Consider the following 25449-nt stretch of genomic DNA (forward strand, 5'->3'; position numbering starts at 1 on the left):
GAGTGCGACGCCCGCCTTCTTGCTCAGGAAGATGCCGATCGCGAGGGCCGCGGAGACAGCGCCGCCGATGCGCGGGTCGAGCCCGAACATCGCGTTGGTGCCGAGGCCGGTGCCCGCGACGTTGCCGATGTTGAACACCAGCCCGCCGAGGACGACGAGGCCCGCGAGCAGGTAGCCGATGCCGGGGAGCACCGAGTTGCCGAGCTCGTGGGCCCGCTGCCCGGAGACACCGATGACGCGCCAGACGTTCATCTGGACGGCGATGTCGACGAGCACCGACAGCACGATCGCGCAGGCGAAGGCGGCCCCGAGGGAGACGGTGAACGTGGCGGTCTGGGTGATGAAGCCGGGTCCGATGGCGCTGGTAGCCATCAGGAAGATCGCGCCGACGATCGCCGACCGATTTGCCCGGCTGGTGCCGACGGGGGCCGCGGCCGTGCCGGTGCCGGGATCGGGATCGGTGTGCGGCTGCGAGGTCTGGGGGTGCTGGGGGTGCTGAGGGGCGGCCATGGAGGCTCTCCTTCGTCCGAGTTCTCCGACCGTACGGAATTGTTCAACAATTCCGCAATACCCCGATCCAACAAATCTCATGCCTAGACTGACCGCGTGACCGGCCTGGACTTGATGCTCGACACGCTGGCCGACGAGCGCCGGCGCCGTCGGACCGTCATGAGCACGTCCGCCGACCGGGCCGCCCGGGTGCTCCGCGAGCAGGTCGCCGAGGGTCGGCTCGCGTGCGGCACCCGGCTTCCCGAGGAGCGGCTCGCCCGCGCGCTCGGCGTCTCCCGCAACACCCTGCGCGAGGCGCTCAGCCAGCTCGTCGCCGAGCGCATCCTGGTGCGCGAGCCGCACCGCGGAGTGGTCGTGGCGACGCCCGACGTGGACGACGTCGCCGACGTCTATCGCGTGCGCCGCCTCATCGAGACCGGGGCCTGCCGCGACGTCGCCGCGCACACCCCCGACCGCCTCGCCGCCGTCCGCGCGGCGGTGGTTGAGGGCCAGGTGGGCGCCGCCCGCGAGGACTGGGCGGCCGTGGCCAGCGCCAACCAGCACTTCCACCGGGCCGTGGTGGCGCTCGCCGGCAGCCCCCGCCTCGACGCGCAGATGGAGCTCCTGCTCGCCGAGATGCGGCTGTTCTTCCACCGGATGGGCTCGGCCGACACGTTCCACCGGCCCTACCTCGCCGAGAACGCCGCCATCGCCGACCTGCTCGAGGCCGGGCGCGGTGACGACGCCGCGACCCGGCTCGCGTCGTACCTCTCCTCGGCCGAGCGCCAGCTCGTCGAGGCCTTCGCCCGCGTCTAGGCCTCTCGTGCCTCACGGAAGTTGAGGTAGGAGTAGACCAGAGTCGCGCCGGCGATCACGCCGGAGACGATCAGCGACACGGCCGTGCCCCAGCCTCCGGGCATCCACCACTGGTCACCGATCGGCCACCAGGCCGGCGCGTCGGGTCGCACGCCCCAGACCACGCCGAGCGCGACCATGCCGGCGACCCCGGCCGCCGACACCACCAGGCGCACCGGGGACGCCACACTCGTGGCGGCGGCTCGCAGCGCGGCCTCCTTCACCGGCTCCAGCCGACGACGCGCCCACTCGTACTGGGTCGCCAGCAGGGCCAGCCCCGCGAACAGGGCCAGCAGCCCGGGGCCCGGAAGGACCAGCGCGGCGACCCCGACCGCGACGAGCAGCCAGCCCGCCGCCTGCAGCGCGACGCTCTTGGCCGTCTTGCCGCCACGGACCTGAACCATCGGTCCTCCTGTCGGGTGTGCGTGGGGTTGCTCCTACCCGGGAGCGGATGCCCGCACGCCTGGGGAGACAGATAGGTCACACCGTGCTGACACCGGCGATTACCGCTGGGTAGATTCGCTAACCGTCCCACGGCACGACGAGGTGCCCGTCCGGTAGCGCTCTTCTCCCCCAGGAGTCACTCGTGCAGCAGATCCTCGACGCCATCCTCGCCGGCGACACAACGCCCGAGCAGTACGCCGCGCTCGACCTCCCGGAGTCCTACCGCGGGGTGACGGTGCACAAGGACGAGGTCGACATGTTCGAGGGGCTCGAGTCGCGGGACAAGGACCCGCGCAAGAGCCTGCACATCGACGAGGTGCCGCTCCCCGAGCTCGGTCCGGGCGAGGCCTACGTCGCGGTGATGGCCAGCGCCATCAACTACAACACCGTGTGGACGTCGATCTTCGAACCGATGCCGACGTTCGGCTTCCTCGAGCGCTACGGCCGCACGTCGCCGCTGGCGAAGCGTCACGACCTGCCCTACCACGTGGTCGGCTCCGACCTGTCCGGCGTCGTGCTCGAGACCGGCCTGGGCGTGCACGCCTGGAAGCCCGGCGACGAGGTGGTGGCGCACTGCCTGTCCGTGGAGCTGGAGGGCCCCGACGGCCACAACGACACGATGCTCGACCCGGAGCAGCGGATCTGGGGCTTCGAGACCAACTTCGGCGGCCTGGCCCAGATCGCGCTGGTGAAGTCCAACCAGCTGATGCCCAAGGCCGCCCACCTCACCTGGGAGGAGGCCGCCAGCCCCGGGCTGGTGAACTCCACCGCCTACCGCCAGCTGGTGAGCCGCAACGGTGCCGGCATGAAGCAGGGCGACAACGTGCTGATCTGGGGCGCCAGCGGCGGCCTCGGCGGGTTCGCCACCCAGTACGCCCTCAACGGCGGGGCCACGCCGGTGTGCGTGGTCTCCTCAGAGGACAAGGCGGACGTCTGCCGCAGCATGGGCGCCGAGCTGATCATCAACCGCAGCGAGGAGAACTTCCGGTTCTGGAAGGACGAGCACACCCAGGACCAGAAGGAGTGGCGCCGGTTCGGCGCGAGGATCCGCGAGCTCACCGGCGGCGAGGACGTCGACATCGTCTTCGAGCACCCCGGTCGGGAGACCTTCGGCGCCTCGGTGTTCGCGGCCCGCAAGGGCGGCACGATCGTCACCTGCGCCTCCACCAGCGGCTACATGCACGAGTACGACAACCGCTATCTGTGGATGAACCTCAAGAACATCGTCGGCTCCCACTTCGCCAACTACCGCGAGTCGTGGGAGGCCAACCGGCTGATCGCGAAGGCGATGATCCACCCGACGCTGTCGCGCACCTACCCGATGCACGAGGTCGGCCAGGCCGCGCTCGACGTGCACACCAACGCCCACCAGGGCAAGGTCGGCGTGCTCTGCCTGGCCCCCGAGGAGGGTCTCGGCGTCCGGGACACCGAGCTCCGGGCCAGGCACCTGGACGCGATCAACCGGTTCCGCGGGATCTAGGCACGGGGAGCCTTCCGCGTTTCGCTTTCCCCATCAGCCAGACTGGTCTCGTCAGCGCGTCCGCGACGGCCGAGGACTCCCTGACGTGCCTTAGTCTCGAAGCACCGCAACCTTGGAGGAAAGCCAGCTGATGAGCGACCGACCCGGCCTGTCCATCTTCGACGACGACAACGGCAACGACGACCGCAACGACGACCGCAACGAGGCCACCCAGGTCATCCCGGTGGCCGGCACCAGCACTCCGGCGCCGCCCGCCTCCACACCCAGCCGACCCGCGCCGACCGCCCGCACGCAGACCTTCCCGGTGGTCCGCCGAGGCGGCTACGACACCGCCGCCGTCGACCGCCAGGTGCACACCTGGGCCGGCGAGAAGGCCGGTCTCACCGCCAGCCTCGACGAGGCGCGCGCCAAGGCTTCCGCCCTCGAGAAGAAGGTGGCCGCCCTCGAGGCCAAGATGGCCGAGAACGAGAGCCCGACGTACGCCGGGCTCGGCGGACGCGCCAGCGAGATGCTCCGTCTCGCCGAGGAGCAGGCCGACGAGGTCCTGGTCGAGGCCCGCAGCCAGAGCGACGAGATCCTCCGGCGCGCGCACAAGGACGCCGACGCGCTCAAGGCCCAGGCGGCCCGCGACGCCGAGGACATGCGCATGGTCCAGCTCAAGGAGCTCGACGAGACCCGCGCCCGCGCCATGGCCGAGGTCGAGCAGGAGCGCAGCCAGGTGCAGGCCGAGGCCGACGACATCCTCGCCGCCGCCAAGCGCGAGGCCGAGCAGCTCCGGCTGGCCGCCCAGCAGGAGACCAACACCCTGCGCACGGCGGCCAAGCGCGAGGCCGAGCAGGCTCGGGCCGCCGCCGACCGCGAGACGCAGGAGGCCCGCCGCGCGCTCGCCGTCGAGAAGGAGCGGCTCACCCGCGAGGCAGCGGAGCACCACTCCACCGCGACCGCCGAGACCGAGCGCCTGGTCAAAGAGGCCGAGGAGCGGGCCAACGCCGCGGAGCAGCGGGCCCGGGAGGCGGCCGCCCAGGCGACCAGCCAGCGCAAGGCGTCCCAGCAGGAGGCGGACCGCCTGCTCACCCACGCGCGCCGCGAGGCCGAGCAGATCGTCGCGTCCGCACAGACGCAGGCCAACAGCTTCGTCAGCGCCGGGCAGGCCGATGCCGAGCGCGAGCTCAACGAGCTGAAGGCCGAGGTGGGCCGGCTCGGCAAGCGCCGCGACGCGATCGTGGCGCAGCTCGGGGCGCTGCGTGACGTCGTCGCCGGGTTCGCCGCCGACGACACCGTGGCGGCGACGAAGCAGGACGACAAGAAGAAGTGAGCGCGCCCGCGGCGAGGCCCGGGCGGGTCACGCGGGAGGCGAAGGGACACCCCGGCCGGGCCGGGGCATCTCGCACGCTCCTCGCGCATCCGTTCGCGCTCGGGTTCTTCGCCGCGGCCGGAGCGCTGCTGGCCTGGTGGCTCGGCACGATCATCCTCAGCGTCAGCTCGCTGCTCACGCTGATCGTGGTCGCGCTGTTCCTCGCCGCCGGGCTCAACCCGGTCGTCGAGCTCCTGGGACGCCGCGGCCTCAGCCGGGCCTGGTCCGTGGTCGTGGTCATCGTCGGCGTCGTCCTGGCGCTGGTGCTGTTCGTGGTGGCCCTGGTGCCGGTGATCGCGGACCAGGTCTCCGCGATGGTGGAGAGCGCACCCGGCTGGGTCGACTCCCTGCAGTCCAACCGGCTCTTCCAGCAGCTGGACGAGCGCTACGACGTCCTGCAGAAGGCCGAGGACTACGCGACCAGCGGCAGCTTCACGCAGCGGCTGTTCGGCGGCGCGGTCGGCGTGGGCGTGGCCGTGCTCTCGTCCCTGGCCAACACGTTCATCGTGATCGTGCTGACGCTGTACTTCCTGGCCTCCCTCCCCCGGGTCAAGTCCGCTGCCTACCGGCTGGCGCCGGCCAGCCGGCGCCCCAAGGTCAGCAGCATCGGCGATCGGGTCGTCGACAACATCGGCGCCTACGTGTCGGGGGCCTTCGTCGTCGCGTTCTGCGCGGGCCTCTCGTCGCTGATCTTCCTGTTCGTCGTGGGCCTCGGTGAGTACGCCGTCGCGCTGGCGGCCGTGGTCGCACTGCTCGACGTGATCCCGATGATCGGCGCCACCCTCGGCGCGATCGTCGTCTCCCTGATCGGGCTGGCCACCGACCCCAAGATCGGCCTGATCTGCATCGTCTTCTACATCGTCTACCAGCAGGTCGAGAACTACGTCATCTACCCGCGGGTGATGGCGAGGTCGGTCGACATCCCCGGCTCGGTCATCGTGATCGCGGCCCTGATCGGCGCCGGCCTGCTCGGCGTGATCGGTGCGCTGCTCGCGATCCCCACCGCCGCGGCGATCCTGCTCGTCGTGCGCGAGGTCGTGGTGCCCCGCCTCGACACGCGGTGACCGGCAGCGCGATCAGCCGTCGGTGACCGGCACGTCCTTGAAGGCGGCGGTCGTGCGGTCGGCGTACGACGACGTGTCCGCGGTCTCCATCGGGCCGTCCCACTCGGTCGGCAGCGGTACGACGACGTCGGGGGCGACGCGCCGCACGATCTCGTCGAGGACGGTCTCGGCGTCGCCCACCCACAGGTGCTTCGCGCCCTCCACGCCGACCACCTCGGCCTGCGGCACCATCGCGAACCGCTGCTTGGCCTCCTCGGGCTGCAGGTAGTCGTCGTGCTCGGGGACGAGCGCGGTCAGCGGCTTGCCGGACTCCGCCCACGCCTGGAGATGCTCGGCGTCGCTGAACCGCAGCGGCGGCGACAGCAGGATCGCCCCCTGGACCGCGGGGTCGTGGCCGTGCATCAGGGTCAGGTCGGTGCCGAACGACCAGCCGACCACCCAGATCCGGGGCAGGTCGTGGAACTCGGCGTACTCGATGGCGGCCGCCACGTCGTACCGCTCCCCCTGGGCGTGGTCGAAGCTGCCCTCCGAGGTGCCCTGCATGCTGGCCGTGCCGCGGGTGTTGAACCGGAGCACGGCGATGCCGGCCAGCGCCGGGAGCCGGAACGCCGCCTTGCGGAAGACGTGGCTGTCCATCATCCCGCCATGGGTGGGCAGCGGGTGCAGGCAGACCAGCGTGGCGACCGGGTCACGGCCCTCCGGCAGCGCGACCTCCCCGACCAGCGACAGCCCGTCGGCGGTCTGCAGGTTGATCGCCTCGCGGCGGGCGGGCAGCACCGAGTTCGCACGAATGGCAGCCATGGCGCCCATTGTCCCGCGCCGGCTCAGCGCCGGCTCTCCCGGGCCGCCCAGCAGCCGTTGTGCCAGTGCCGGCGCTCGTCGAGCCCGGTGGCAGACCGGTCGAAGGTGCTCGGCACCACCGGCCACGCCACCGTGTGCGGGGTCGCCGGCCGGATCGTCCGGTGGCAGCCCGGGCAGGTGTAGGGCTTGGTCGCGGACGAGCCGGTGACCTTGCGGACGACGTACTCCTCGCCGCCGAAGTGCTCGACGCGGTCCGGCACCCCGGCCTCAGTGCGCGCTGTAGTCGCGGAACCCCTTGCCGGTCTTCCGGCCGAGGTAGCCCGCGGTGACCAGGTGCTCCAGCAACGGCGCCGGGGCGAACCCCGGCTCACGGAACTCCAGGTAGAGCTCGCGCTGGATCGCCAGCGACACGTCGTTGCCGACCACGTCGAGCAGCTCGAACGGACCCATCGGCAGCGCACAGCCGTACTTCATCGCGGTGTCGATGTCGTCGGCCGTCGCATAGTGCGCCTGGAGCATCTTGACCGCGTCGTTGAGGTACGGGAACAGCAGCGCGTTGACGATGAAGCCGGCGCGGTCGCCGCAGGAGACGGCCACCTTGCCGACCTTCGCGCACAGGGCGCGGGCGGTCTCGGCGACCTCGTCGGCGGTGCTGACCGTGCTGACCACCTCGACCAGCTTCATGACTGGAGCCGGGTTGAAGAAGTGCAGCCCGACGACGTCCTGGGGCCGCTTGGTCACCCGGGCCAGCGAGATGACCGGCAGCGACGACGTGGTGGTGGCCAGGATCGCGCCGGGCTTGCAGATCTCGTCGAGGTTCTCGAACAGCACCGTCTTGACCTTCAGGTCCTCGGCGATCGCCTCGACCACCAGGTCCGCTCCGGCGAGGTCGTCGAGCGACGTGGTGCCGGTGAGCCGGCCGAGCACCTCGTCCTTCGCGGACTCCTCGAGCTTGCCGCGCTGGATCGCCTTGTCGAGCGACCGCTCGACGGTGGCCCGCACGGCCGCGACCTTGTCGTCGGTGCGTCCGACGTACGTCACCGGGAGACCGGCCTTGGCGAAAACCTCGACGATGCCGGTGGCCATCGTGCCGGTGCCGACCACGCCGACTGTCGAGACGTCCCTGCGCAGCTGCGGCTGCTCGTCGGCGGACGGCGTGAGCGCGTCGTCCACGACCACGGGGCTGTCCGGCCCTTCGTAGGTGTAGAAGCCGCGACCGGTCTTCCGGCCGAGCAGACCGGCGGTGACCATCTGCTTGAGGAACGGCGCCGGCGCGTGCAGTCGGTCACGACCCTGCTTGTACATCGTGTCGAGGATCTCGTACGCCGTGTCGAGACCGATCAGGTCCAGCAGCGCGAGCGGCCCCATCGGGTATCCGCAGCCGAACCGCATCGCCGCGTCGATGTCCTCGCGGGAGGCGTACTTGCCCTCGAACATCGACACCGCGTGGTTGAGGTAGCCGAACAGCAGCGCGTTGGCGATGAAGCCGGCCTTGTCGCCGCAGATCACCGGAGTCTTGCCCAGCGAGCGGGCAAGGCCGGCCACCTCCTCCAGCACGTCGGGCTCGGTGACGACCGTGCGGATCACCTCGACCAGGTTCTGCACCGGAGCCGGGTTGAAGAAGTGCACGCCGACGACCCGGCCCGGACGGCCGGTGGCGGTGCCGATCTCGGTGACCGAGAGCGACGAGGTGTTCGTCGCCAGGATCGTGTCCGGACCGACGATCTCGTCGAGCCTGCGGAACAGGTCCTGCTTGAGCGGCAGCTGCTCGATGATGGCCTCGACGACGAAGTCGCAGCCCTTGACCGCCTCGAGGGACGTGGTCAGCTCGATCCGGTCGACCAGGGACTTCTGGTCCTCCTCGGAGAGCTTCCCGCGCTTCACCGCCCGGCCGGTCGAGTGCTCGATGTGCTGCCGGCCGCGCTCCAGCGACTCGTCGGTCTGCTCGACCCCCACGACGCTGTAGCCGTTGCGGGCGAACACCTCCGCGATGCCGGCACCCATGGTGCCCAGTCCGACGACGCCGATGCTGCGGAACTCCCGCGGGGTACTGGTCATGGGGCGCATCATGACACGGCCCGATCGAGGGACGCCGTGAGGGAACTCACCACCGGCCTGGGTAGATTGCTGCCCCGTGAGACTCGTCGTTGCCCGCTGCCAGGTCGACTACGCGGGCCGGCTGACCGCCCACCTGCCGATGGCCACCCGGCTGTTGATGATGAAGACCGACGGGTCGGTGCTCGTGCACTCGGACGGCGGCTCCTACAAGCCGCTGAACTGGATGTCCCCGCCGTGCAAGGTCGTCGAGGGCAGCACCGAGGACGGCGTCGACGAGTGGGTGGTGACCGGCAAGGACGGCGACACGCTGCGGATCCTGCTGGAGGAGGTACTGCACGACACCGTGCACGACCTCGGCGTCGACCCCGGCCTGCAGAAGGACGGCGTCGAGAAGCATCTCCAGGAGCTGCTCGCCGAGCACCCGTCGACGCTGGCCGACGGCCTGACCCTGGTACGCCGGGAGTACCCGACCGCCATCGGGCCGGTGGACCTGATGTGCCGCGATGCGGCAGGCGCCTCGGTGGCCGTCGAGATCAAGCGGCGCGGCGAGATCGACGGGGTGGAGCAGCTGACCCGATACCTCGAGCTGCTGAACCGCGATCCCAAGCTGCGCCCGGTGCGCGGCATCTTCGCCGCCCAGGAGATCAAGCCGCAGGCCCGGGTGCTCGCCACCGACCGCGGGATCGCCTGCGCCGTGGTCGACTACGACGCACTGCGCGGGATGGACGACCCGACCGAGCGGCTCTTCTGACCCGGGCCTCGAACGGCCCGGCCGGGCCATGGGCAGCCGGCTGAGTCCGACTTACGGTCGACTGATGACCACCACCCCCTCTGTCACGGACCGGACCGACGCCGTCGTAGAGCGGCTCTTCCTCTCGATGCTCGACGCCATGGACGTGGTCGCCGTCGCGATCGGCGACCGGCTCGGCTGCTACCGGGCCCTCGACGAGGCGGCTCGAACCCCCGCCGAATTGGCCGAGGCCACCGGCTGCCACGAGCGCTACGCCCGCGAGTGGCTCGAGCAACAGGCCATGTCCGGCTACCTGGTCGTCGAGGACGGCGTGTTCGCGCTGGCGCCGGGCGTTGCCGAGGCGCTCGCCCGGCCCGGCACGTCGGCCTGGGTGGCGCCGATGCTCCGCCAGTTCGCGGCGGCCGCCGGCCACTGGGCCGAGGTGGCCGAGGGCGCCCGCACCGGCGCGGGACTGCCCTGGGCCGGCTTCGGCCGCGACATGTACGAGTCGCAGTCCGACGTCAACGCCGCGGCGCTGCTGGAGTCGCTCGCCGACACGTGGCTGCCGGCCGCGCTGCCCGGTGTGCACGCGAGGATGTCGGCCGGCCAGACCGTGCGGGTCGCCGACGTGGGCTGTGGCGGCGGCTGGGCGGGCATCGCGCTGGCCCGCGCCTTCCCGGGTGTGCACGTGGACGGGTACGACGTGGACGGACCGACGGTCGAGCTGGCGCGCGCCAACGTCGAGCGCGAGGGCCTCGCGGACCGGGTGCGCGTGCTCGAGCAGGACCTCGCCGAGGACTCCCCCGACGCGGCGTACGACCTGGTGATGGCGTACGAGTGCATCCATGACATGCCGCATCCCGTGCCCGTCCTGGCGGCGATGCGCCGGATGGTGCACCCCGACGGTCGGGTGCTCGTCGCCGACATGGCTGGCGCCGAGGAGTTCACACCCAACGGGGACCCGACGCAGCGCTGCCTCTACGGGTACAGCGTGCTGGTCTGCCTGCCCGACGCGATGAGCGGCAACCCGGAGGGCGCGACCGGGACGGTGATGCGGCCGGCGACGATGGACCGGTACGCGCGCGAGGCGGGCTTCGCCGCGGCCACCCCGCTGGCCGTCGACCACGACCTCTGGCGCTTCTACGAGCTCATGCGCTGAGCAGCGCGGCCACCTCGTCGGCGCAGCCCCAGGACAGCGTGACGCCGGCGCCGCCGTGGCCGTAGCAGTGCACCACCCTCGTCGTACCCCGCCGCTCCTCCTCGAGCCGAACGGTCGGGCGGGCGGGCCGGAGCCCGACCCGGTGTCCGAGCACCCTCGCCCCGGCCAGCTCCGGCACCAGCTCGGTGGCCCGCTCGAGGATCTGCTTCGCGACGTCGGGGTCGGGGCGTCGGTCCCACTCGCCCTCGTCGTCGGTGCCGCCCACGACGATGTCCCGGCTGCGCGGCACGACGTAGACGGGGCCGGCCGAGTCGAGCCACCAGCGGTCCAGGCCGACCTGCTCGACGAGCACCACCTGGCCGCGGATCGGCAACAGGGTCGGGTCGGCCGCCATCCGCCGGGCGCCGAGACCGGTGGCGTCGACGACCGCCTCGGCGCCGTTGCCGTCGGGCAGGGCCCCGAGCGCCATCCGGGTCAGGGTGCCGCCGAGGTCCTCGACGCGGTTGGCCAGCCAGCGCAGGTAGACAGGCATCTCGGCCACCGGCGCCGCGAACGTCCAGCCGTCGACGTACGGCGCGGGCATCGTGCTGACCCGGGTCAGGGTCGGCACCGCGCTCACCCACCAGGGATCCGCCGTCGCGGCGCGGTGCAGCTCGGTCCCCTTCAGCATCCGGACACCCGTCGCGTCGTCGTGCGAGAGCCGCTCCAGCTCGGTGAACGTGCCCGACGACCACGCGGTCACCCGCTCGAAGGGGTAGGCGCGATAGGGGTACCAGAGCGCCGCGGCGACCGCGGACGTCGTCTCGAGCGGCAGGTCCCGGGCGAGGACGTCGACCCGGTGGCCGTGCTCGAGGAGGCGCACAGCGCACGAGAGCCCGATGACGCCCGCACCCACCACGATCACCCTGGCCACGCCCCGAGTCTGCCCGACCCGCGTCGCGCCGGTCGAGAGACCCGGTCAGACCGTCAGCACCACCTTGCCGCGCGCGTGCCCCGCCTCCAGGTGGGCCATCGCCTTGGCCGCATCACCCAGCGGGAAGACGCGGTCCACGGCCGGGCGCGGTCCGTCTTCGCCGAGGAGGTCGCGCAGCGTCTCCAGGTCGGCTGCGTTCTCGCTCGCCACGAACGTGACCAGCCGGTGCTTGACGAACAACGAGAGCAACGCCCCCCCGAAGCTGCGGTGCAGCCCGCCGGTCCAGCGGCCGCCGTCCTCGCCACCGACGAACACGAGCGTGCCGTCGTCGGTGAGCAGCCGGCGCAGCACGCGGACCGGCCGGTTGCCCGCGATGTCGAGGACCAGGTCGTAACGCTGCCCGTGACGGGTGAGGTCGTCCTGGGTGTAGTCGACGACGTGGTCGGCACCGAGCGAGCGGACCAGGTCGAGCTTGGTGGTGCTCGCGACGGCGGTGACCTCGGCGCCGAACACCTTGGCGAGCTGGACGGCGTACGAGCCGACCCCGCCGGAGGCACCGATCACCAGCACCTTCTGCCCGGCCCGGACCCGGCCCTGGTCGCGGAGCGCCTGCAGGGCGGTCTGCGCGGAGACAGGGACCGCCGCGGCTTCCTCGAACGAGAGCGTCTCGGGCTTGTGGGCCAACCGGTCCCCCTTGGCCCGGACCAGCTCAGCGAAGGAGCCACGCACCGTGGTGCCGTACACCTCATCGCCGACCGCGAACCCGGTCACACCCTCGCCCACCGCCTCGACGACGCCGGCGAGGTCGCGGCCCGGGATGGGGGTCCGTGGCCCGCGCAGGCCGAGCGCCAGCCGCATCACCAGCGGACGTCCGGTCATCAGGTGCCAGGTGCCGCGGTCCAGCCCGGCCGCCCGCACCCGGACCAGCACCTCGCCAGCCTGTGGCTCCGGCGCCGGGACGTCTCGGACCTGCCAGGTTTCGGGGCCGCCGTACCGCTGCTGCAGAACTGCCTTCATCTCCGCCACCCTTACGTTGTAAGTCTGATGCTCACACGCTAGCCTTACGCCGTAAGGTAGGCAAGCGGCGACCGGAGGTGGTCCAGATGGCTCTGACCCGGCAGCAGGTCCTTCTGGCGGCGGTGGAGCTCGCCGACCGTGACGGACTCGCCTCGCTCTCGATGCGCTCGCTCGCCCGTCACGTGGGCGTCGAGGCGATGTCGCTCTACCACCACGTCGCCAACAAGGAGGCGCTGCTCGACGGCATGGTCGACGTCGTCTTCAGCGAGATGCACCTGCCCCGCACCGACGGGGACTGGGCCGACGAGATGCGTAAGCGTTCTGCCTCCGGCCGCGAGGCGCTCACCCGGCACCGGTGGGCGATCGGGCTGATGGACTCACGCAGCGCACCGGGGCCGGACACGTTGCGGCACCACGACGCCGTGCTCGGCTGCCTGCGGGCCGGCGGCTTCCCGGTCAGGCTGGCGGCGCACGCGTTCGCCGTGCTCGACGCCTACCTCTACGGCTTCATGGTGCAGGAGCTGAGCCTGCCGCTCCCGAGCGGGACGGACATCGCCGCACTCGCCGACCAGATCCTCGCGAGCATGCCGGTCGACTCGCTGCCGCACCTTGCCGAGCTGACCCGTGAGGTGGTGCTGAAGCCCGGCTACGCGTTCGGCGACGAGTTCGAGTTCGGCCTCGAGCTCGTCCTCGACGGCCTGACCCGGCGGCTCGCGGAACCCGCCGGCTGACTCCACCCTGCTGACTCCCCTGGGCGATCTCCCCGTTCCCGTGGGGAGTTCACGCCGGGGAGCGGGGGATTACCACGGTCCCGTGGTAATCCCCCGCCACGCCACCGGCGGCCGACCCGCGGCCTGGTCGACGACCTGGGCGCACACCCAGCGCCGGAACGCCTGCAGCTCCGGACGCGTCGCCGGGGTCAGGATCTGGCCGTCGAGCGCGAGCTCGACCGCCGCCTCGACGGTGCGGTCCATGGTCTCGAAGCAGCGCACCGACCCGAGCGGCACCTCGATCACGAGGTCCTCGTGCGACGCCGACGGGTCCAGCCCGACGCCGACGGCGGGCACCTGCTCCTCGAGGATCGCGATCGCGTCCGTCGCGTCCGCGTGCACCTGGATCGCGTCGGACTCGGTGTCGTCGTCGAGGGTGTGCAGGAGGTACTCACGCAGCAACGCCTCGGCGTGCTCCTGCCAGGCGGTGTGCAGGGGCAGCGGCATGTGCAGCAGGTGAACCGCGACCGTGTCCCCCGACGTACGCCGCACCGGCGGGCCGTCGTCAGCGTTGCGCGAGACCGGCTCGTCGGCCGGACCGGACGTGGGCAGGTGGAACCACACCGTCTTGCCGTCGGCGTGCCGGCTGACCCCCCAGTCGTCGACCATCTCCTCGAGCAGCATCAGGCCGCGACCCGTGCCCGCGGTGGTCTCGTAGCGGCGCCGGGTCGGGAGGTGCGCGCTCCCGTCGGCGACCTCGACGCGAAGGCCGGTGTCGTCGAGGGCGGCCCGGACGTCGATCTCGGTCCCGGCGTGCAGGATCGCGTTGGTGACCACCTCGCTCACCAGCAGGGTGGCCGGCTCGACGAGGTCGTCGCGTCCGGACGAGTCGAGGAGGTCCCGGACGACGTCGCGGGCGGCCCCGACACTGCTCGGAGCGGGCGGCAGCCTGCGCTGGACCGATCCCGGTCCCGCGAATGCCTCCGCCATTCCGTTCAAGTCCTGCAGCCCCTCACCCCACCGTTCGGGCCCGAGACTCCCCCCGACAGGCCATTCTGGACCCGAAAGGGGTCCCGAGTCACGCTATTTACCGCCATCTGATACGCGGCGAAGCCGGATTGTCGCAACGGAATCCGTCGTGACGGCGCTTCCTACGGTCAGGAACGGTCGTCCGGGGCAGCTTCGACCGAGGTCAGAGAGAGGCCGTTCGCGGCCCTGATGGCGGCCACGATCCCGGCCATGATCTCGGTCAGGCCGAAGTCCTTCGGCGTGAAGACCGCGGCCACACCGAGCTCTCGGAGCCGGGCCGCGTCCGCTGCCGGGATGATGCCGCCGACCACGACCGGGAGGTCCCCCAGCCCCTGGTCCCGCAGGCCATCGAGCACGGCCGGCACCAGCTCCATGTGCGAGCCCGACAGGATCGACAACCCCACGCAGTGCACGTCCTCCGCCACCGCGGCAGCCACGATCTGCTCGGGGGTGAGGCGGATGCCCTGGTAGACCACCTCGAACCCGGCGTCCCGCGCGCGCACCGCGACCTGCTCGGCACCGTTGGAGTGACCGTCCAGACCCGGCTTGCCGACCAGCAGTCGCAGCCGGCCACCCAGCTCCTCGCCGGTACGCCGGACCTCGTCGCGGACTTCGGTCAGCTCCGCACCCGCCTCCGTGACGCCGACCGCACCCGACACCCCGGTGGGCGCCCGGAACTCACCGAAGACTTCGCGCAGGGTGCCCGCCCACTCGCCCGTCGTGGCCCCGGCCCGGGCCGCGGCGAGGGTCGCCTCCATCAGGTTGACGTCGGTCTTGGCATCGGCGGCCAGCCGCTCGAGCGCCCGGTCGACCGCGGCCTGGTCGCGCTGCTCGCGCCACTGCTTCACGACCTCCGTCGCGGCGCGCTCCGCCTGGGGGTCGGCGACCTGGACGGCGGTGTCCAGGTCGGCGGTGAGCGGCGACTCGTCGGTCGACTCGAAACAGTTCACCCCGACGACCTTCTCCTCGCCGGACTCGATCCGGGCCCGGCGCGCGGCGTGCGAGGTGACCAGGGCCTGCTTCATGTACCCGGACTCGACGGCGGCGATCGCGCCGCCCATGGCCTGCACCCGGTCGATCTCCGCCCGCGCCTCGCCCACGAGCTCGGCGACCTTCGCTTCGATCACCCGCGAGCCGTCGAAGATGTCGTCGTACTCCAGGAGGTCGGACTCGAAGGCGAGCACCTGCTGGAGGCGCAGCGACCACTGCTGGTCCCAGGGCCTCGGCAGGCCGAGCGCCTCGTTCCACGCCGGCAGCTGCACGGCCCGGGCACGGGCGCCCTTCGACAGTGTCACACCGAGCATCTCCAGCACGATGCGCTGCACGTTGTTCTCCGGCTGCGCCTCGGTCAGCCCGAGCGAGTTGACCTGTACGCCGTACCGGAAGCGCCGCATCTTCTCGTCCTCGACGCCGTAGCGCTCCCGGGTGATCTCGTCCCACAGCTGCACGAAGGCGCGCATCTTGCAGGTCTCCTCGACGAACCGCACGCCCGCGTTGACGAAGAACGAGATCCGGCCGACGACCTTGGCGAAGTCGTCGGGCGCGACCTGCCCCGAGTCGCGGACGGTGTCCAGCACCGCGATCGCGGTGCACAGCGCGTAGGCGAGCTCCTGTGTCGGAGTCGCCCCGGCCTCCTGCAGGTGGTAGCTGCAGATGTTGATCGGGTTCCACTTGGGGATGTGGTTGACCGTGTAGGCGATCAGGTCGCTGGTCAGCCGCAGCGAGTGCTCGGGCGGGAACACATAGGTCCCGCGCGAGAGGTACTCCTTGATGATGTCGTTCTGGGTGGTGCCGGCCAGGCGGCCGTGCACGTCCTCGAAGTCCTGGGTGGTCGAGCCCGTCGCGACCGCCTGCTCCTCCGCGACCACCTGGTAGAGCGCGAGCAACCACATCGCGGTGGCGTTGATCGTCATCGAGGTGTTCATCTCCGCCAGCGGGATGTCCTCGAACAGCCGGCGCATCTCGCCCAGGTGCGGGATCGGCACGCCCACCTTGCCGACCTCGCCCCGGGACAACGGCGAGTCCGGGTCGTAGCCGGTCTGCGTGGGCAGGTCGAAGGCCACCGACAGGCCGGTCTGCCCCTTCGCGAGGTTGCGCCGGTACAGCGCGTTGGACTCGGTGGCAGAGCTGTGCCCGGCGTAGGTCCGCATCACCCAGGGGCGGTCCCGCTTCGGGGTGGGGTCCTCGGCGGCTGGCGTCTGGCTCATGGGGCTGAGCGTACGACCGCACCAACCCGCCGGTAACTACCTTGTGAACTGTCCCACTCTGCCGACTAGGTCACAGGACGAGTGACGGGGACGGGCCCGCGCCCGGCTCTCGGTAGCCGGACGCGGGCCCTCAGAACGCGGGCCTCACCTACGGGTCAGCACCTGCTACTCAGCAGGTCGAAGTCCACCTTGGTGGTCTTGCCCCTGTTGACGGCGGCCGTGGCCACCTCGGGGACGTAACCATCCCGTGCGGCGATCAGCTGCAGCCCACGCTCGGCCCGCATCCAGCGGGCGTACCCGCCGGCCGAGTCGGTGAACAGGTTCCACGACTCGTCGCTTCCGTTCACCCGCACGATCGCTCCGGCGAGCGGACCGCCCGCGCCGTCACAACTCTGTCCGGTCACGGTGCCGGTGAGCTTGCCCCACGACTTCGGCGGCGCGACCTGCATGGTCACGTCCACGGTCGTCGACGGGTACGGCGTGTCCTCCGCGATGGTCAGCTGGGCGGTGTACGTGCCCGGCTGGCCCAGCTGCGAGGAGTCGGTCGTCACGGTCACCTCGACCGTCTCGCCCGGCGCCACGGTCAGCGTGGTCGGGTCGGCACTGAGCCACGAGACGTCGCCGCCGCCACCGCACTGGTCGTACCCGGGCAGCATCTCCGACAGCGGCGTGGCGTTGAAGTTGCCCACCGAGCCGCCGACCTTGTACATGCCGCACGCCGCGCCGCCGCGGTAGACGGCGTTGTTGGAGTTCGGCAGCTCGGTCCAGGTGCCGTCGGCACCGTACGCGTAGCCGGCGTTGGTGATCGCACCACCGGCGACGCCTCCGGAGATCAGCAGCTGGTCGTTGGCCGTCGTGTAGCCGGCCGCCCAGACGTCCATCGGCAGGTCCGCGATCTCGTCCCAGGTGTCGGTACCGGGGTCGTAGGCGAACGCGTTCTCCGAACCGGCGGACCCGCCGTTGCCTCCGGCGCAGACCACCTTGCCGTCGACACCACCACAGGCCAGCCACGAGGTCGGCTCCGGGTAGTCGGCCAGCGTGTCGAAGCTGTCCGTGGCCGGGTCGTAGCGGACCACGTCGGTCTCACCACAAGCCGAGCCACAGCCACCCACGGCGTAGATCTGTCCGTCCAGGACCGCGGTACCGGCCGCCGCCCAGGGCGTCGGGTTGTCGGCGCCCGTGGACCAGCTGTCCGTGGCCGGGTCGTAGATCGCGGTCTCGGCGACGGTCGCGCCGCTGCCACCGCCCCAGCCGCCGACGGCGTAGTACTTCCCGCCGACGAACGCTGCGGCCGGCTTCTGCCGACCCTCCGGCATCGGCGCGATCTCCGACCAGGTCAGCTCGGCCGGGTCGTAGACGTACGCCGCGTCGGTCGCCCCGGTACCGGCGACGGTGCCGCCGAACGAGTAGACCAGTCCGTCGTTGGTCGCCACCGAGTTGTCCATGATGTTGCTCGGGTAGTCGGTGATGTCGACCCATGGCTCGTCGTGCGGGGTCTGGGCGAGGTCCGGCCTGCCGGCCGTGGCGCCCTTCTCCGTCGACTGCTGCAGCGGCGTGACGTCCGCCTGGATCCGCTGGAGCGGCGCGCCCTTGTCGGACTCGACCTCCTTGGCGGTCGTCTTCGTGCCGTCCGCGCGGAGGATCTCGAACCCGCCGTCGCGCTCGCCGATCTCGACGTTGGCGGCGCCGGTGCCGTCGTTGCTGATCTCGATCGTCCGCTCCTGGGAGCCACCGAGCGTGACCAGCGTGGAGATGTCGGTCGGCGTGACCACGAGGTGACCCGCGCCGAGCGCGAAGTCGGCCCGGGTCGCGTCGTCCTCGGCCACGGCCACCGTGCTGGTCTTCGACTCGAAGCCGGACTTCGCAGCGGTGAACGGGTGCGCGCCCGTCACCGACGAGAACAGCCAGTAGAAGCCGTCCCCGATGGCGTCGTCCTCAGGCGTCGGGCCAGCGGTGCCCTTGTCCTCCGGCACGTCGTCGCTGGTGACCGTTGCTCCGTTGAGCGGTTCGCCGGCCGTGAGGTCGGTGACGTTGCCGAACACCAGACCGCCGTCGACAGGGACGCAGCGGCGGTTGCCGACGAAGACCTCGTCGACCTCCCACCACCAGTCGAAGCTGCCCACGTAGTAGTGGAAGCGGAGCTGGACGTCGGTGTCACCGGCCGCCTGCGGGAGCGGCACTCGGACGGTGCTGGGCCCGCGCAGGTCGGTGAGCTGGCGCCAAACGTTGGTCCAGGTCGCGCCGCCGTCCAGGGACAGGTCGACGTCCGCCTGCTCGTTGCCGAGGTCGTTGTAGTCGGTGGCGAACTCCAGCACCGGCGTGTCCACCCCGGTGAGGTCGAACACCGGCGACACCAGGGTGGTGTCCTGGGTGTTGCCGCTGCCGTACTCGTCGCTGTCGACCACGGCGAAGCCGCCCTCACCACCGGTGAGGTTGCCACGGGCACCCGGGTCGTCGAACCGCCAGACCTGGCCGTTGCCGATGGCGTCGGTGACCGTCCAACCGTCGGGGGTCTCGGTGCCGTCGAAGTTCTCGAGCAGGCCGTCGTACTCGACGGTGTACCCGAGCGCCTTGCACTGGGTGGCGTCGACCAGCACGTCGAAGTTCTGGGTCGCGTCACCACCCGAGGACAGGTCCACGGTCTCGGTGGCGGCCACGTAGCCGGCGTACACCGGCGTCACGGTGACGTCGTACGACGAGCCCGTGGGCAGGTCGAGCGAGTAACCACCGGTTGCGGGGTCGGTGAACGTCGACACCGGTGTGCCGGCGACGGTGACCTCGGCGTACAGCGGCCATCCGTGTCCGGACCCGTCCGTGACGGTGCCCGAGAGCGTCACCGAAGGCGCCGGCTCGAGGGCGACGTCCTGCACGGTCTCGGCCTCGGCAGCGACCTCCACGCCGGTGACCTCCTCCGGCAGGTAGCCGAAGGCGCTGACGTTGACGTCGTACGTGCCGGCCAGCAGGTTCAGCCGGTACTGCCCGGAGCCGTCGGTCGAGGTCGAGCGCGCGCTGGCGCCCGTCACCTCGACGTCCGCGCCCTCCACGGCGGTGTCGTCGGAGGCGTCACTCACCGTGCCGCGCAGGACTCCGGCGTCCCCGCGAGGAGCCGCGTCGACCGAGGCGTACACGTCGAGGAAGCCCTCGCCGAACACGTTGTTGTCCTCGGCCGTGCCGCCACAGGTGAGGTTCTCGGAGTCGATCGCGCTGCCGTCGAGCAGCGCGCGGGTGCCGTCGATGTCGCCCACCAGCGAGGGGGCTGCCTCCCACATCAGGGCGACCGATCCGGACACGTGCGGTGCCGCCATCGACGTACCGGTGAAGGCTGCGTAGCCGTCGCCGGGGATGCTCGAGCGGACAGCGGTGCCGGGTGCGGAGATGTTGGGCTTGATGTCGTCGCCCACCCCCGGTCCGCGGCTGGACGTGGACGCGATCTGCCGGGTGATGGTGTGGTTGCCGGCCGCGTAGGACTGGGCGTACTCGCCGGGCGCACCGGCGGTGTTGCAGCCAGGGCCGGAGTTGCCGTTGGACCAGGACGGGAACTGTCCGGCCGCGATCCACGAGTCCACGAAGTCGACGTACCAGTCGTCGTTCGGGCCGCCACCCCAGGAGTTGTTGATGATGTGAGGCCGCTTGGACGGGTCGGCGTTCTCGCCGTTGAGGTCGGTGGGCGCAAGCATGAACGTGGCCGACTCGGTCAGCGCCAGCTCGCTGCAGGTGTTGGTCTCACAGCCCTTGGCGGTCATCCAGCGAGCGCCGGGCGCGACCCCGATCTGGTTCTCACCCGCGTTGCCGACCATCGTGCCCATCGTGTGCGTGCCGTGGTCGTTGTTGTCGCAGGGTGCCGGCTCGTCGCAGATCTCGGACGGGTCGAACCAGTTGTAGTTGTGGTCGAAGTTCCCGTTGCCGAGGTTGCCGCGGTACTTGTCGACGAGCGCGGGGTGCGTGTACTCCACGCCGCTGTCGATGCTGCCGACGACGATGCCGGCGCCGTCGACGCCGAAGTCCGCCCACGCCTCGTCGGCGCGGATGTCGGCGATGCCCCACTCGACCGAGTCGACCTCACGCTCGGGCTTCGCCTCGAGCGGCTTCTCGAGCTGCACGGTCGCTGGGGCCTCGATGGCGGAGACCTCCGGGTCGGCCGCCAGCGCGCTGGCCAGGTTGGACGTGCCGTTGCGCACCAGCAGCGAGTTGTTGATCGGGAAGCTCTTGTAGCTCACCGAGCGGCTCTCCAGGTCGGCGATCACGCCGTCCTGGCTGCGCTCGGCGGTCTTGACGAGCTCGGTCCACACCGCTTCGCCGCGGGGACCCCAGCCCTGCACCGCGGAAGCCGCGGCGAGGTCGGCCTTGTCGGTGAACCGCACGAAGAAGTCCTGCGTGCCGTCCTTCTCGAGGTCGCCGGCGAGACCGGCCTCGATCTTCTTGTCGGCCTGTCCCCCGGTGTCCGGAGCGGCCTGCGCCTGGGGCCCTGCACCCAACGCGCCCGAGACCAGGGCGAGAGAGGCGACGACCGCGATGCGTCCGCGGAGCCCCCTCCAGCCCACAGTTGGTGGTTGCGACACCTGATACCTCCCATGTACGACGGGCGGCGCCTCGCGGGTCGCGGGACGCCTCCCGCTGCTGCGCCCGTCGGTGTGGCGGGCTGCTCCGACACTTCTCCGCGGGACCCGACCGGGCCAGGACCAGAGCCGGGCACTTCTCGGGCAGTACCGGGTCGTCGTTGAACGGTCATCGGAAAAGGGACTTTACGGAATCGAAATTGGTCTACTTCGTTGCTGTCTGCAACGGGTCGTGCCATAGTCGGGCCCACCAACGCCGGAGCAGCTGTCCGGCTTGGACGGGAGGAACCGTATGTCTCGGGATACGACGGGGCACCGCCCCGGAATAGTTTTCTGTGTGGGCGTCGCGCCCGAAGAGGTGGCCGAGCTGGCCAGGACGGTCTCGGACCGGACCATGCTGATGACCGCGCCAGACAGCGTGGACGGACGGCTGGCGCTGTACGCCGCTGCCGGGCTGTCTCCGCCGCAGCTGTCGGCGCCGCCGCCCTCGGCCTGCCAGATCCGGGTGGGCGCCCTGGGGCTCGACGCCGAGCGGCGGGTCGCCACCTGGGGAGAGCGCGTCCTCGACCTGCCGGCGCGGGCGTTCGACCTGCTGGTGGTGCTCTCCACCGACCCGGGCCGGACCTGGACGTTCGCGGACCTCACCAGTCAGGTGTGGGACCGGGCCTACCTCGGCGACGCGGACGCCGTCATCTCGGCCGTCAAGCGGCTGCGCCGACTGCTGGCCGCGGCCGCACCCCAGGTGCACGTGGAGTCGGTGCGCGGGGTGGGCTTCCGCCTGCGCGTAGCCGACACCCTCGAACCGGTCGCGTTCCCCCAGCCACGACTGGGCTGACTCGCTCCTACGCCGACTCGGCCTGCTTCTCCACCTGGAGGACGCCGCGGATCCGCGTGAACGCGATGACGCGGCGCAGCGCCGGGCGGCAGCCGCGGAGGGTCAGCACCCTGCCGTCGCGCTCCATCAGCTTGCTGGCGGCGGCGAGCATGGTGAGGCCGGTGACGTCGATCGACTCCACCTCGGTCAGGTCCACGACGATGTCGTGATGCGCGCGCATGTGCGCGTGCAGCACCTCGCGTACTTCGCCGGTCGACCGCCCGTCGAGGCGCCCGACGAGGATGAGTGTCGCTCCGTCCGTGCTGACGTCCATGCCGCTCCCGAGGCCCGTGGGCCGATCCCCCGTGACCGACCCTGTGTTCACTATGACGCAGCACACACGGCGCGGGTTCCTGCTCGGGACGCGTGTCGCGCCCGGGTCGGGCCCGTCGAGACCTCAGGGAGCCAGGTCCGGCAGCTCGACCCGCTCGACCTCCACCCCGAGTCGCCGGAGCGTCTCGGCGAAGCGCGGGTAACCGCGGTCGATGTGGTGCGACTCCGCCACCACCGTCGTACCGTCCGCGGCCAGGCCCGCGAGCACGAGAGCGGCGCCGGCCCGGATGTCGTGCGCCACGACCGGGGCCCCGGAGAGCACCGGCTTGCCGCGGACGACCGCGTGGTGGCCGTCGGTGCGCAGGTCCGCGCCGAGCCGGGCGAGCTCCTGGGCGAACATGAACCGCGCCTCGAAGACGTTCTCGGTGATCATCGCGGTGCCGTCGCTGACCGCGGCCAGCGTCATCGCGAACGGCTGCAGGTCGGTCGGGAACCCGGGGTAGGGCAGCGTCACCACGTCGAAGGACTCCAGCCGCTTGTCCACCCGCACCGTGAACCCGTCGGCGTCGGCCGAGACCGACCCCCCGGCGGAGGCGAGCTTGTCGAGGACGATGTCGAGGTGCCGGGCACGGCCGCCACTGACCGTCAGCTCCCCGCCCGCCACTGCCGCGGCGAAGGCCCACGTGCCGGAGACGATCCGGTCGGGCACCGTCGCGTGCTCGACCGGCCGGAGCTCGTCGACGCCGCGCACGGTGAGGGTGGAGGTGGTGATGCCCTCGATGTCCGCGCCCATCGCGACCAGCATCTCGCAGAGGTCGCTGATCTCCGGTTCCCGCGCGACGTTGTCGATCACCGTCGTCCCGGCGGCGAGCACCGCGGCCATCACCAGGTTCTCGGTCGCGCCGACGCTGGGGAAGTCCAGCCAGAGGTTGGCCCCGCGCAGCCGGTCGGGCACCTCGGCGACCACGAACCCGTGCTCGATGCGGACCTGCGCGCCCAGCTCGTGAAGCCCGGTGATGTGCATGTCGAGTCCGCGCGAGCCGATGTTGTCGCCGCCCGGGAGCGCCACCTTGGCCCGGCCGCAGCGCGCGACCAGCGGACCGAGGACGCTGATCGAGGCGCGCAGCCGCCGGACCAGGTCGTACGGCGCCTCGTGCCCCAGCTCGGCCGGTACGTCGATCGAGACCTCGAGGGTCCCGGTCCGGCTCGACCCGTTGGGGGCGTCCTCGGTGGTCGACGCGTCCTCGGTGGTCGAGCCCGTCGAGACCCGCACCGTGCAGCCGAGCTCCTGGAGCAGCCGGGCCATGACGTGCACGTCGAGGATGTCCGGGACGTTGGTGACCACCGTGCGCCCGACGGCGAGGAGGGACGCGGCCATCAGCTTGAGCGCGCTGTTCTTCGCCCCGCCGACCGGGACGGAGCCGGTCAGGGGCGACGACAGCGGGCCGCGCGAGACGACCTGGAAGCCTTCCACCGCACAGATGCTAGTGGTGCGACATTCCCCACTCGGCCGGGCGGTCTGCGACGTCGTACCCGGCCCTAGGCTGAGGCCATGGTCAACCTCACCCGCATCTACACGCGCACCGGCGACGCCGGCGAGACCCGTCTCGGTGACATGAGCGTCACCAGCAAGAACGACCTGCGGCTGCACGCCTATGCCGACGTCGACGAGACCAACGCGCAGATCGGGGTGGCGCTCAGCACCGGCGATCTCGACGACGACGTGGTGAAGGTGCTGACCACGATCCAGAACGACCTCTTCGACGTGGGTGCCGACTTCTGCACGCCCATCGTCGAGACCCCCGAGTTCCCGCCGCTGCGCATCGAGCAGTCCTACATCGACCGGCTCGAGGGCTGGTGCGACCAGTACAACGAGGACCTGCCCAAGCTGCGGTCCTTCATCCTCAACGGCGGTACGCCGGGCGCCGCCCTGCTGCACGTCGCCCGCACCGTCTGCCGTCGCGCCGAACGCGCCGGCTGGGCGGCGTACACCGAGCACGGCGACACGATGAACGTGCTCGCCCTGAAGTACCTGAACCGGCTCTCCGACCTGCTGTTCATCCTGGCCCGGCATGCGAACCGCGACCGCGGCGACGTGCTCTGGGTCCCCGGTGGTGAGCGCTGAGGGTCCGGGGGCCGTCGCACCGGCCTAGCGACGTGCAGCCACGGGCGATCAGGCGCGGCGGGAGCGCTGGCCGGGGGGCGCGGCCTCGAGCCAGGCCAGGAAACCGGTCAGGGCCTCGGGGCTCATCGCCACCTCGAGCGGCCCGGTCGGAGTGCGGCAGGTGACGACGATGTGGCCGGAGTACAGCGAGTAGGACTCGACACCGAGGGGTTCGCGACGGCCGGTGTACTCGAGGTCGGAGCGCCTGAACGTCAGCTTCGGACGCGGGTTCAGCGAGAAGATGCGGAACCACTCCAGGTCGCCGCCGGAGTACCGACCGACCCCCAGAACCCAGCCGCGCCCGGCCCTTGCGGACCGGACGCGGACTGAGAACTCGAAGGTGCCGCCGTGACGGGAGATCCATCGACGCCGGACGACCAGGACGATGCCGTAGACGAGCACAAGGAGCAGCAGGGCGCCGGCGATGTCGGCCAACCACTGCCACCACGGCATCTACCGCCCCACTTCCTCTCCTGACGCGAACCTCGAAGACCCGGAAGGGTCAGGATGCCCTCTCCGTGGCCCGGATGCGAGCCTCGGCCCACGCCCGCTCGGCGGCGGCGGTCGCCTCGTCGTCGTCCTCACCGGCCGACTGGGCGCGCTCGAGGTCGGCGCGCGCCTTCTCGAGGTCGATGTCGTGCGACATCTCAGCGTGCTCGGCCAGGATCGAGATCCGGTTGTTGGCCACCGACAGGAAGCCGGCGTCGACCGCCGCGATCCAGGTCTCGCCGTCGGTCGTCGTCACGTCGACGATGCCGTCGACCATCAGCGACAGCATCGGCGCGTGGTTGGGCAGGATGCCCACGTCACCCTCGGTGGTCCGCGCGATGACCATGTTGGCCTCGCCCGACCACACCAGACGGTCGGCCGCGACCAGCTCGACCTGCATCTGGCTCATGCGATGTCCTCTCGTAACGACCCCGATTCGTCTGCGGTCCGGCTCCGGGAATCACCCCAAAGACCGCAGACGAATCGTTGTGAGGTCACAGGTTCTTCTGGATCTCGGACCACTTGCGCTCGACGTCGTCGAGGCCACCGCACATGAAGAAGGCCTGCTCGGCGACGTGGTCGAAGTCGCCGTCGGCGATCTTCGTGAAGGCCTCGATGGTGTCCTCGATCGGGACGGTCGAGCCCTCGATGCCGGTGAACTGCTTGGCGACGTAGGTGTTCTGCGACAGGAACCGCTGGATACGACGGGCCCGGGACACGATGATCTTGTCCTCTTCGGAGAGCTCGTCGACACCGAGGATCGCGATGATGTCCTGCAGCTCC

The 25449-nt window shown here is 71.1% G+C and carries 22 protein-coding genes and 2 pseudogenes; 9 read left to right on the forward strand and 15 right to left on the reverse strand.

Annotation, left to right across the window (positions count from 1 at the left end):
- Positions 1-510: pseudogene (locus VFH10_RS16515) on the reverse strand (hypothetical protein); the annotation flags it as partial.
- Positions 511-606: 96 nt separating this feature from the next.
- On the opposite strand from VFH10_RS16515, the gene VFH10_RS16520 reads away from it, so the two are divergent.
- On the forward strand, positions 607-1305 hold the full coding sequence (locus VFH10_RS16520; RefSeq protein ID WP_325130503.1) for a GntR family transcriptional regulator: 699 nt from the start codon (positions 607-609) through the stop codon (positions 1303-1305).
- Here VFH10_RS16520 and VFH10_RS16525 read toward each other — a convergent pair.
- Positions 1302-1748 carry a PGPGW domain-containing protein gene (locus VFH10_RS16525; RefSeq protein ID WP_325130504.1) on the reverse strand — a complete coding sequence of 149 codons (447 nt, stop codon included), beginning with the start codon at positions 1746-1748 and terminating at the stop codon, positions 1302-1304. The two genes, VFH10_RS16520 and VFH10_RS16525, sit on opposite strands and share 4 nt — an antisense overlap.
- 182 nt (positions 1749-1930) lie before the next feature.
- Between VFH10_RS16525 and ccrA the strand changes: the two genes are divergently transcribed.
- From ccrA to VFH10_RS16540, 3 genes are all read left to right on the forward strand, one after another.
- Positions 1931-3268: a crotonyl-CoA carboxylase/reductase gene (ccrA, locus tag VFH10_RS16530; RefSeq protein ID WP_325130506.1), complete on the forward strand. Its 1338-nt coding sequence runs from the start codon at positions 1931-1933 to the stop codon at positions 3266-3268.
- Between the two features lie 130 nt (positions 3269-3398).
- Positions 3399-4583: a hypothetical protein gene (locus VFH10_RS16535; protein ID WP_325130508.1), complete on the forward strand. Its 1185-nt coding sequence runs from the start codon at positions 3399-3401 to the stop codon at positions 4581-4583.
- Complete coding sequence (locus VFH10_RS16540; protein WP_325130511.1) at positions 4580-5686, forward strand: AI-2E family transporter; 1107 nt, start codon at positions 4580-4582, stop codon at positions 5684-5686. The genes VFH10_RS16535 and VFH10_RS16540 overlap by 4 nt, the downstream gene beginning before the upstream one ends.
- 12 nt (positions 5687-5698) lie before the next feature.
- Here VFH10_RS16540 and VFH10_RS16545 read toward each other — a convergent pair whose 3' ends face one another.
- Genes VFH10_RS16545 through VFH10_RS16555 form a run of 3 tightly spaced genes read right to left on the reverse strand, consistent with a single transcriptional unit; the run spans position 5699 to position 8545 of the window.
- The gene (locus VFH10_RS16545) at positions 5699-6487 is read right to left on the reverse strand and encodes an alpha/beta hydrolase (RefSeq protein WP_325130513.1); all 789 of its coding nucleotides are present in this window, start codon (positions 6485-6487) and stop codon (positions 5699-5701) included.
- 23 nt (positions 6488-6510) lie between these two features.
- Positions 6511-6747: a hypothetical protein gene (locus VFH10_RS16550; protein ID WP_325130515.1), complete on the reverse strand. Its 237-nt coding sequence runs from the start codon at positions 6745-6747 to the stop codon at positions 6511-6513.
- 7 nt (positions 6748-6754) lie between these two features.
- A complete protein-coding gene (locus tag VFH10_RS16555; RefSeq protein WP_325130517.1) occupies positions 6755-8545 on the reverse strand; it encodes a 3-hydroxybutyryl-CoA dehydrogenase in 1791 nt (596 codons plus the stop codon).
- A gap of 76 nt (positions 8546-8621) precedes the next feature.
- Between VFH10_RS16555 and nucS the strand changes: the two genes are divergently transcribed.
- Both nucS and VFH10_RS16565 read left to right on the forward strand, forming a co-directional pair.
- Complete coding sequence (nucS, locus tag VFH10_RS16560) at positions 8622-9296, forward strand: endonuclease NucS (RefSeq protein WP_325130519.1); 675 nt, start codon at positions 8622-8624, stop codon at positions 9294-9296.
- A 64-nt stretch (positions 9297-9360) separates the two neighbouring features.
- Positions 9361-10434 (forward strand): SAM-dependent methyltransferase, encoded by a 1074-nt coding sequence (locus VFH10_RS16565; RefSeq protein WP_325130521.1) that lies wholly within the window; start codon positions 9361-9363, stop codon positions 10432-10434.
- Here VFH10_RS16565 and VFH10_RS16570 read toward each other — a convergent pair.
- Both VFH10_RS16570 and VFH10_RS16575 read right to left on the reverse strand, forming a co-directional pair.
- Positions 10424-11347, reverse strand: a complete 924-nt coding sequence (locus VFH10_RS16570) for an FAD-dependent oxidoreductase (RefSeq protein WP_325130524.1) — start codon at positions 11345-11347, stop codon at positions 10424-10426. The genes VFH10_RS16565 and VFH10_RS16570 overlap by 11 nt on opposite strands.
- Positions 11348-11392: 45 nt before the next feature.
- Entirely contained in the window at positions 11393-12364 is a 972-nt protein-coding gene (locus VFH10_RS16575; RefSeq protein ID WP_325130526.1) for an NAD(P)-dependent alcohol dehydrogenase, read from the reverse strand.
- Positions 12365-12450: 86 nt separating this feature from the next.
- On the opposite strand from VFH10_RS16575, the gene VFH10_RS16580 reads away from it, so the two are divergent.
- Positions 12451-13095, forward strand: a complete 645-nt coding sequence (locus tag VFH10_RS16580) for a TetR/AcrR family transcriptional regulator (RefSeq protein WP_325130528.1) — start codon at positions 12451-12453, stop codon at positions 13093-13095.
- 69 nt (positions 13096-13164) lie between these two features.
- Here VFH10_RS16580 and VFH10_RS16585 read toward each other — a convergent pair whose 3' ends face one another.
- The 3 genes from VFH10_RS16585 to VFH10_RS16595 form a co-directional block, all read right to left on the reverse strand.
- Entirely contained in the window at positions 13165-14064 is a 900-nt protein-coding gene (locus VFH10_RS16585; RefSeq protein WP_325130530.1) for an ATP-binding protein, read from the reverse strand.
- Positions 14065-14231: 167 nt separating this feature from the next.
- Complete coding sequence (locus VFH10_RS16590; RefSeq protein ID WP_325130532.1) at positions 14232-16310, reverse strand: protein meaA; 2079 nt, start codon at positions 16308-16310, stop codon at positions 14232-14234.
- 155 nt (positions 16311-16465) lie between these two features.
- Positions 16466-20869, reverse strand: coding sequence for a S8 family serine peptidase (locus VFH10_RS16595; RefSeq protein WP_325130534.1), 4404 nt, complete (start codon positions 20867-20869; stop codon positions 16466-16468).
- 334 nt (positions 20870-21203) lie between these two features.
- On the opposite strand from VFH10_RS16595, the gene VFH10_RS16600 reads away from it, so the two are divergent.
- Positions 21204-21701, forward strand: a complete 498-nt coding sequence (locus VFH10_RS16600) for a winged helix-turn-helix domain-containing protein (RefSeq protein WP_325130536.1) — start codon at positions 21204-21206, stop codon at positions 21699-21701.
- Between the two features lie 7 nt (positions 21702-21708).
- On the opposite strand, the gene VFH10_RS16605 is transcribed toward VFH10_RS16600, so the two are convergent.
- Positions 21709-22014, reverse strand: a complete 306-nt coding sequence (locus tag VFH10_RS16605) for an STAS domain-containing protein (RefSeq protein WP_325130538.1) — start codon at positions 22012-22014, stop codon at positions 21709-21711.
- 123 nt (positions 22015-22137) lie between these two features.
- Positions 22138-23487: a UDP-N-acetylglucosamine 1-carboxyvinyltransferase gene (gene murA, locus VFH10_RS16610; protein WP_325130540.1), complete on the reverse strand. Its 1350-nt coding sequence runs from the start codon at positions 23485-23487 to the stop codon at positions 22138-22140.
- 78 nt (positions 23488-23565) lie between these two features.
- Here murA and VFH10_RS16615 point away from each other — a divergent pair, with 78 nt between their 5' ends.
- The gene (locus tag VFH10_RS16615; RefSeq protein WP_325130542.1) at positions 23566-24138 is read left to right on the forward strand and encodes a cob(I)yrinic acid a,c-diamide adenosyltransferase; all 573 of its coding nucleotides are present in this window, start codon (positions 23566-23568) and stop codon (positions 24136-24138) included.
- A gap of 48 nt (positions 24139-24186) precedes the next feature.
- On the opposite strand, the gene VFH10_RS16620 is transcribed toward VFH10_RS16615, so the two are convergent.
- The 3 genes and pseudogenes from VFH10_RS16620 to VFH10_RS16630 form a co-directional block, all read right to left on the reverse strand.
- Positions 24187-24630: a DUF2550 domain-containing protein gene (locus VFH10_RS16620; RefSeq protein ID WP_325130544.1), complete on the reverse strand. Its 444-nt coding sequence runs from the start codon at positions 24628-24630 to the stop codon at positions 24187-24189.
- A gap of 49 nt (positions 24631-24679) precedes the next feature.
- Positions 24680-25075 (reverse strand): F0F1 ATP synthase subunit epsilon, encoded by a 396-nt coding sequence (locus VFH10_RS16625; protein WP_325130547.1) that lies wholly within the window; start codon positions 25073-25075, stop codon positions 24680-24682.
- Between the two features lie 85 nt (positions 25076-25160).
- A pseudogene (locus VFH10_RS16630) lies at positions 25161-25449 on the reverse strand (F0F1 ATP synthase subunit beta); the annotation flags it as partial.

The sequence above is a fragment of the Nocardioides sp. genome (genome assembly GCF_035697785.1).
In the GTDB taxonomy this organism is placed as follows: Bacteria; Actinomycetota; Actinomycetes; order Propionibacteriales; family Nocardioidaceae; genus Nocardioides_B.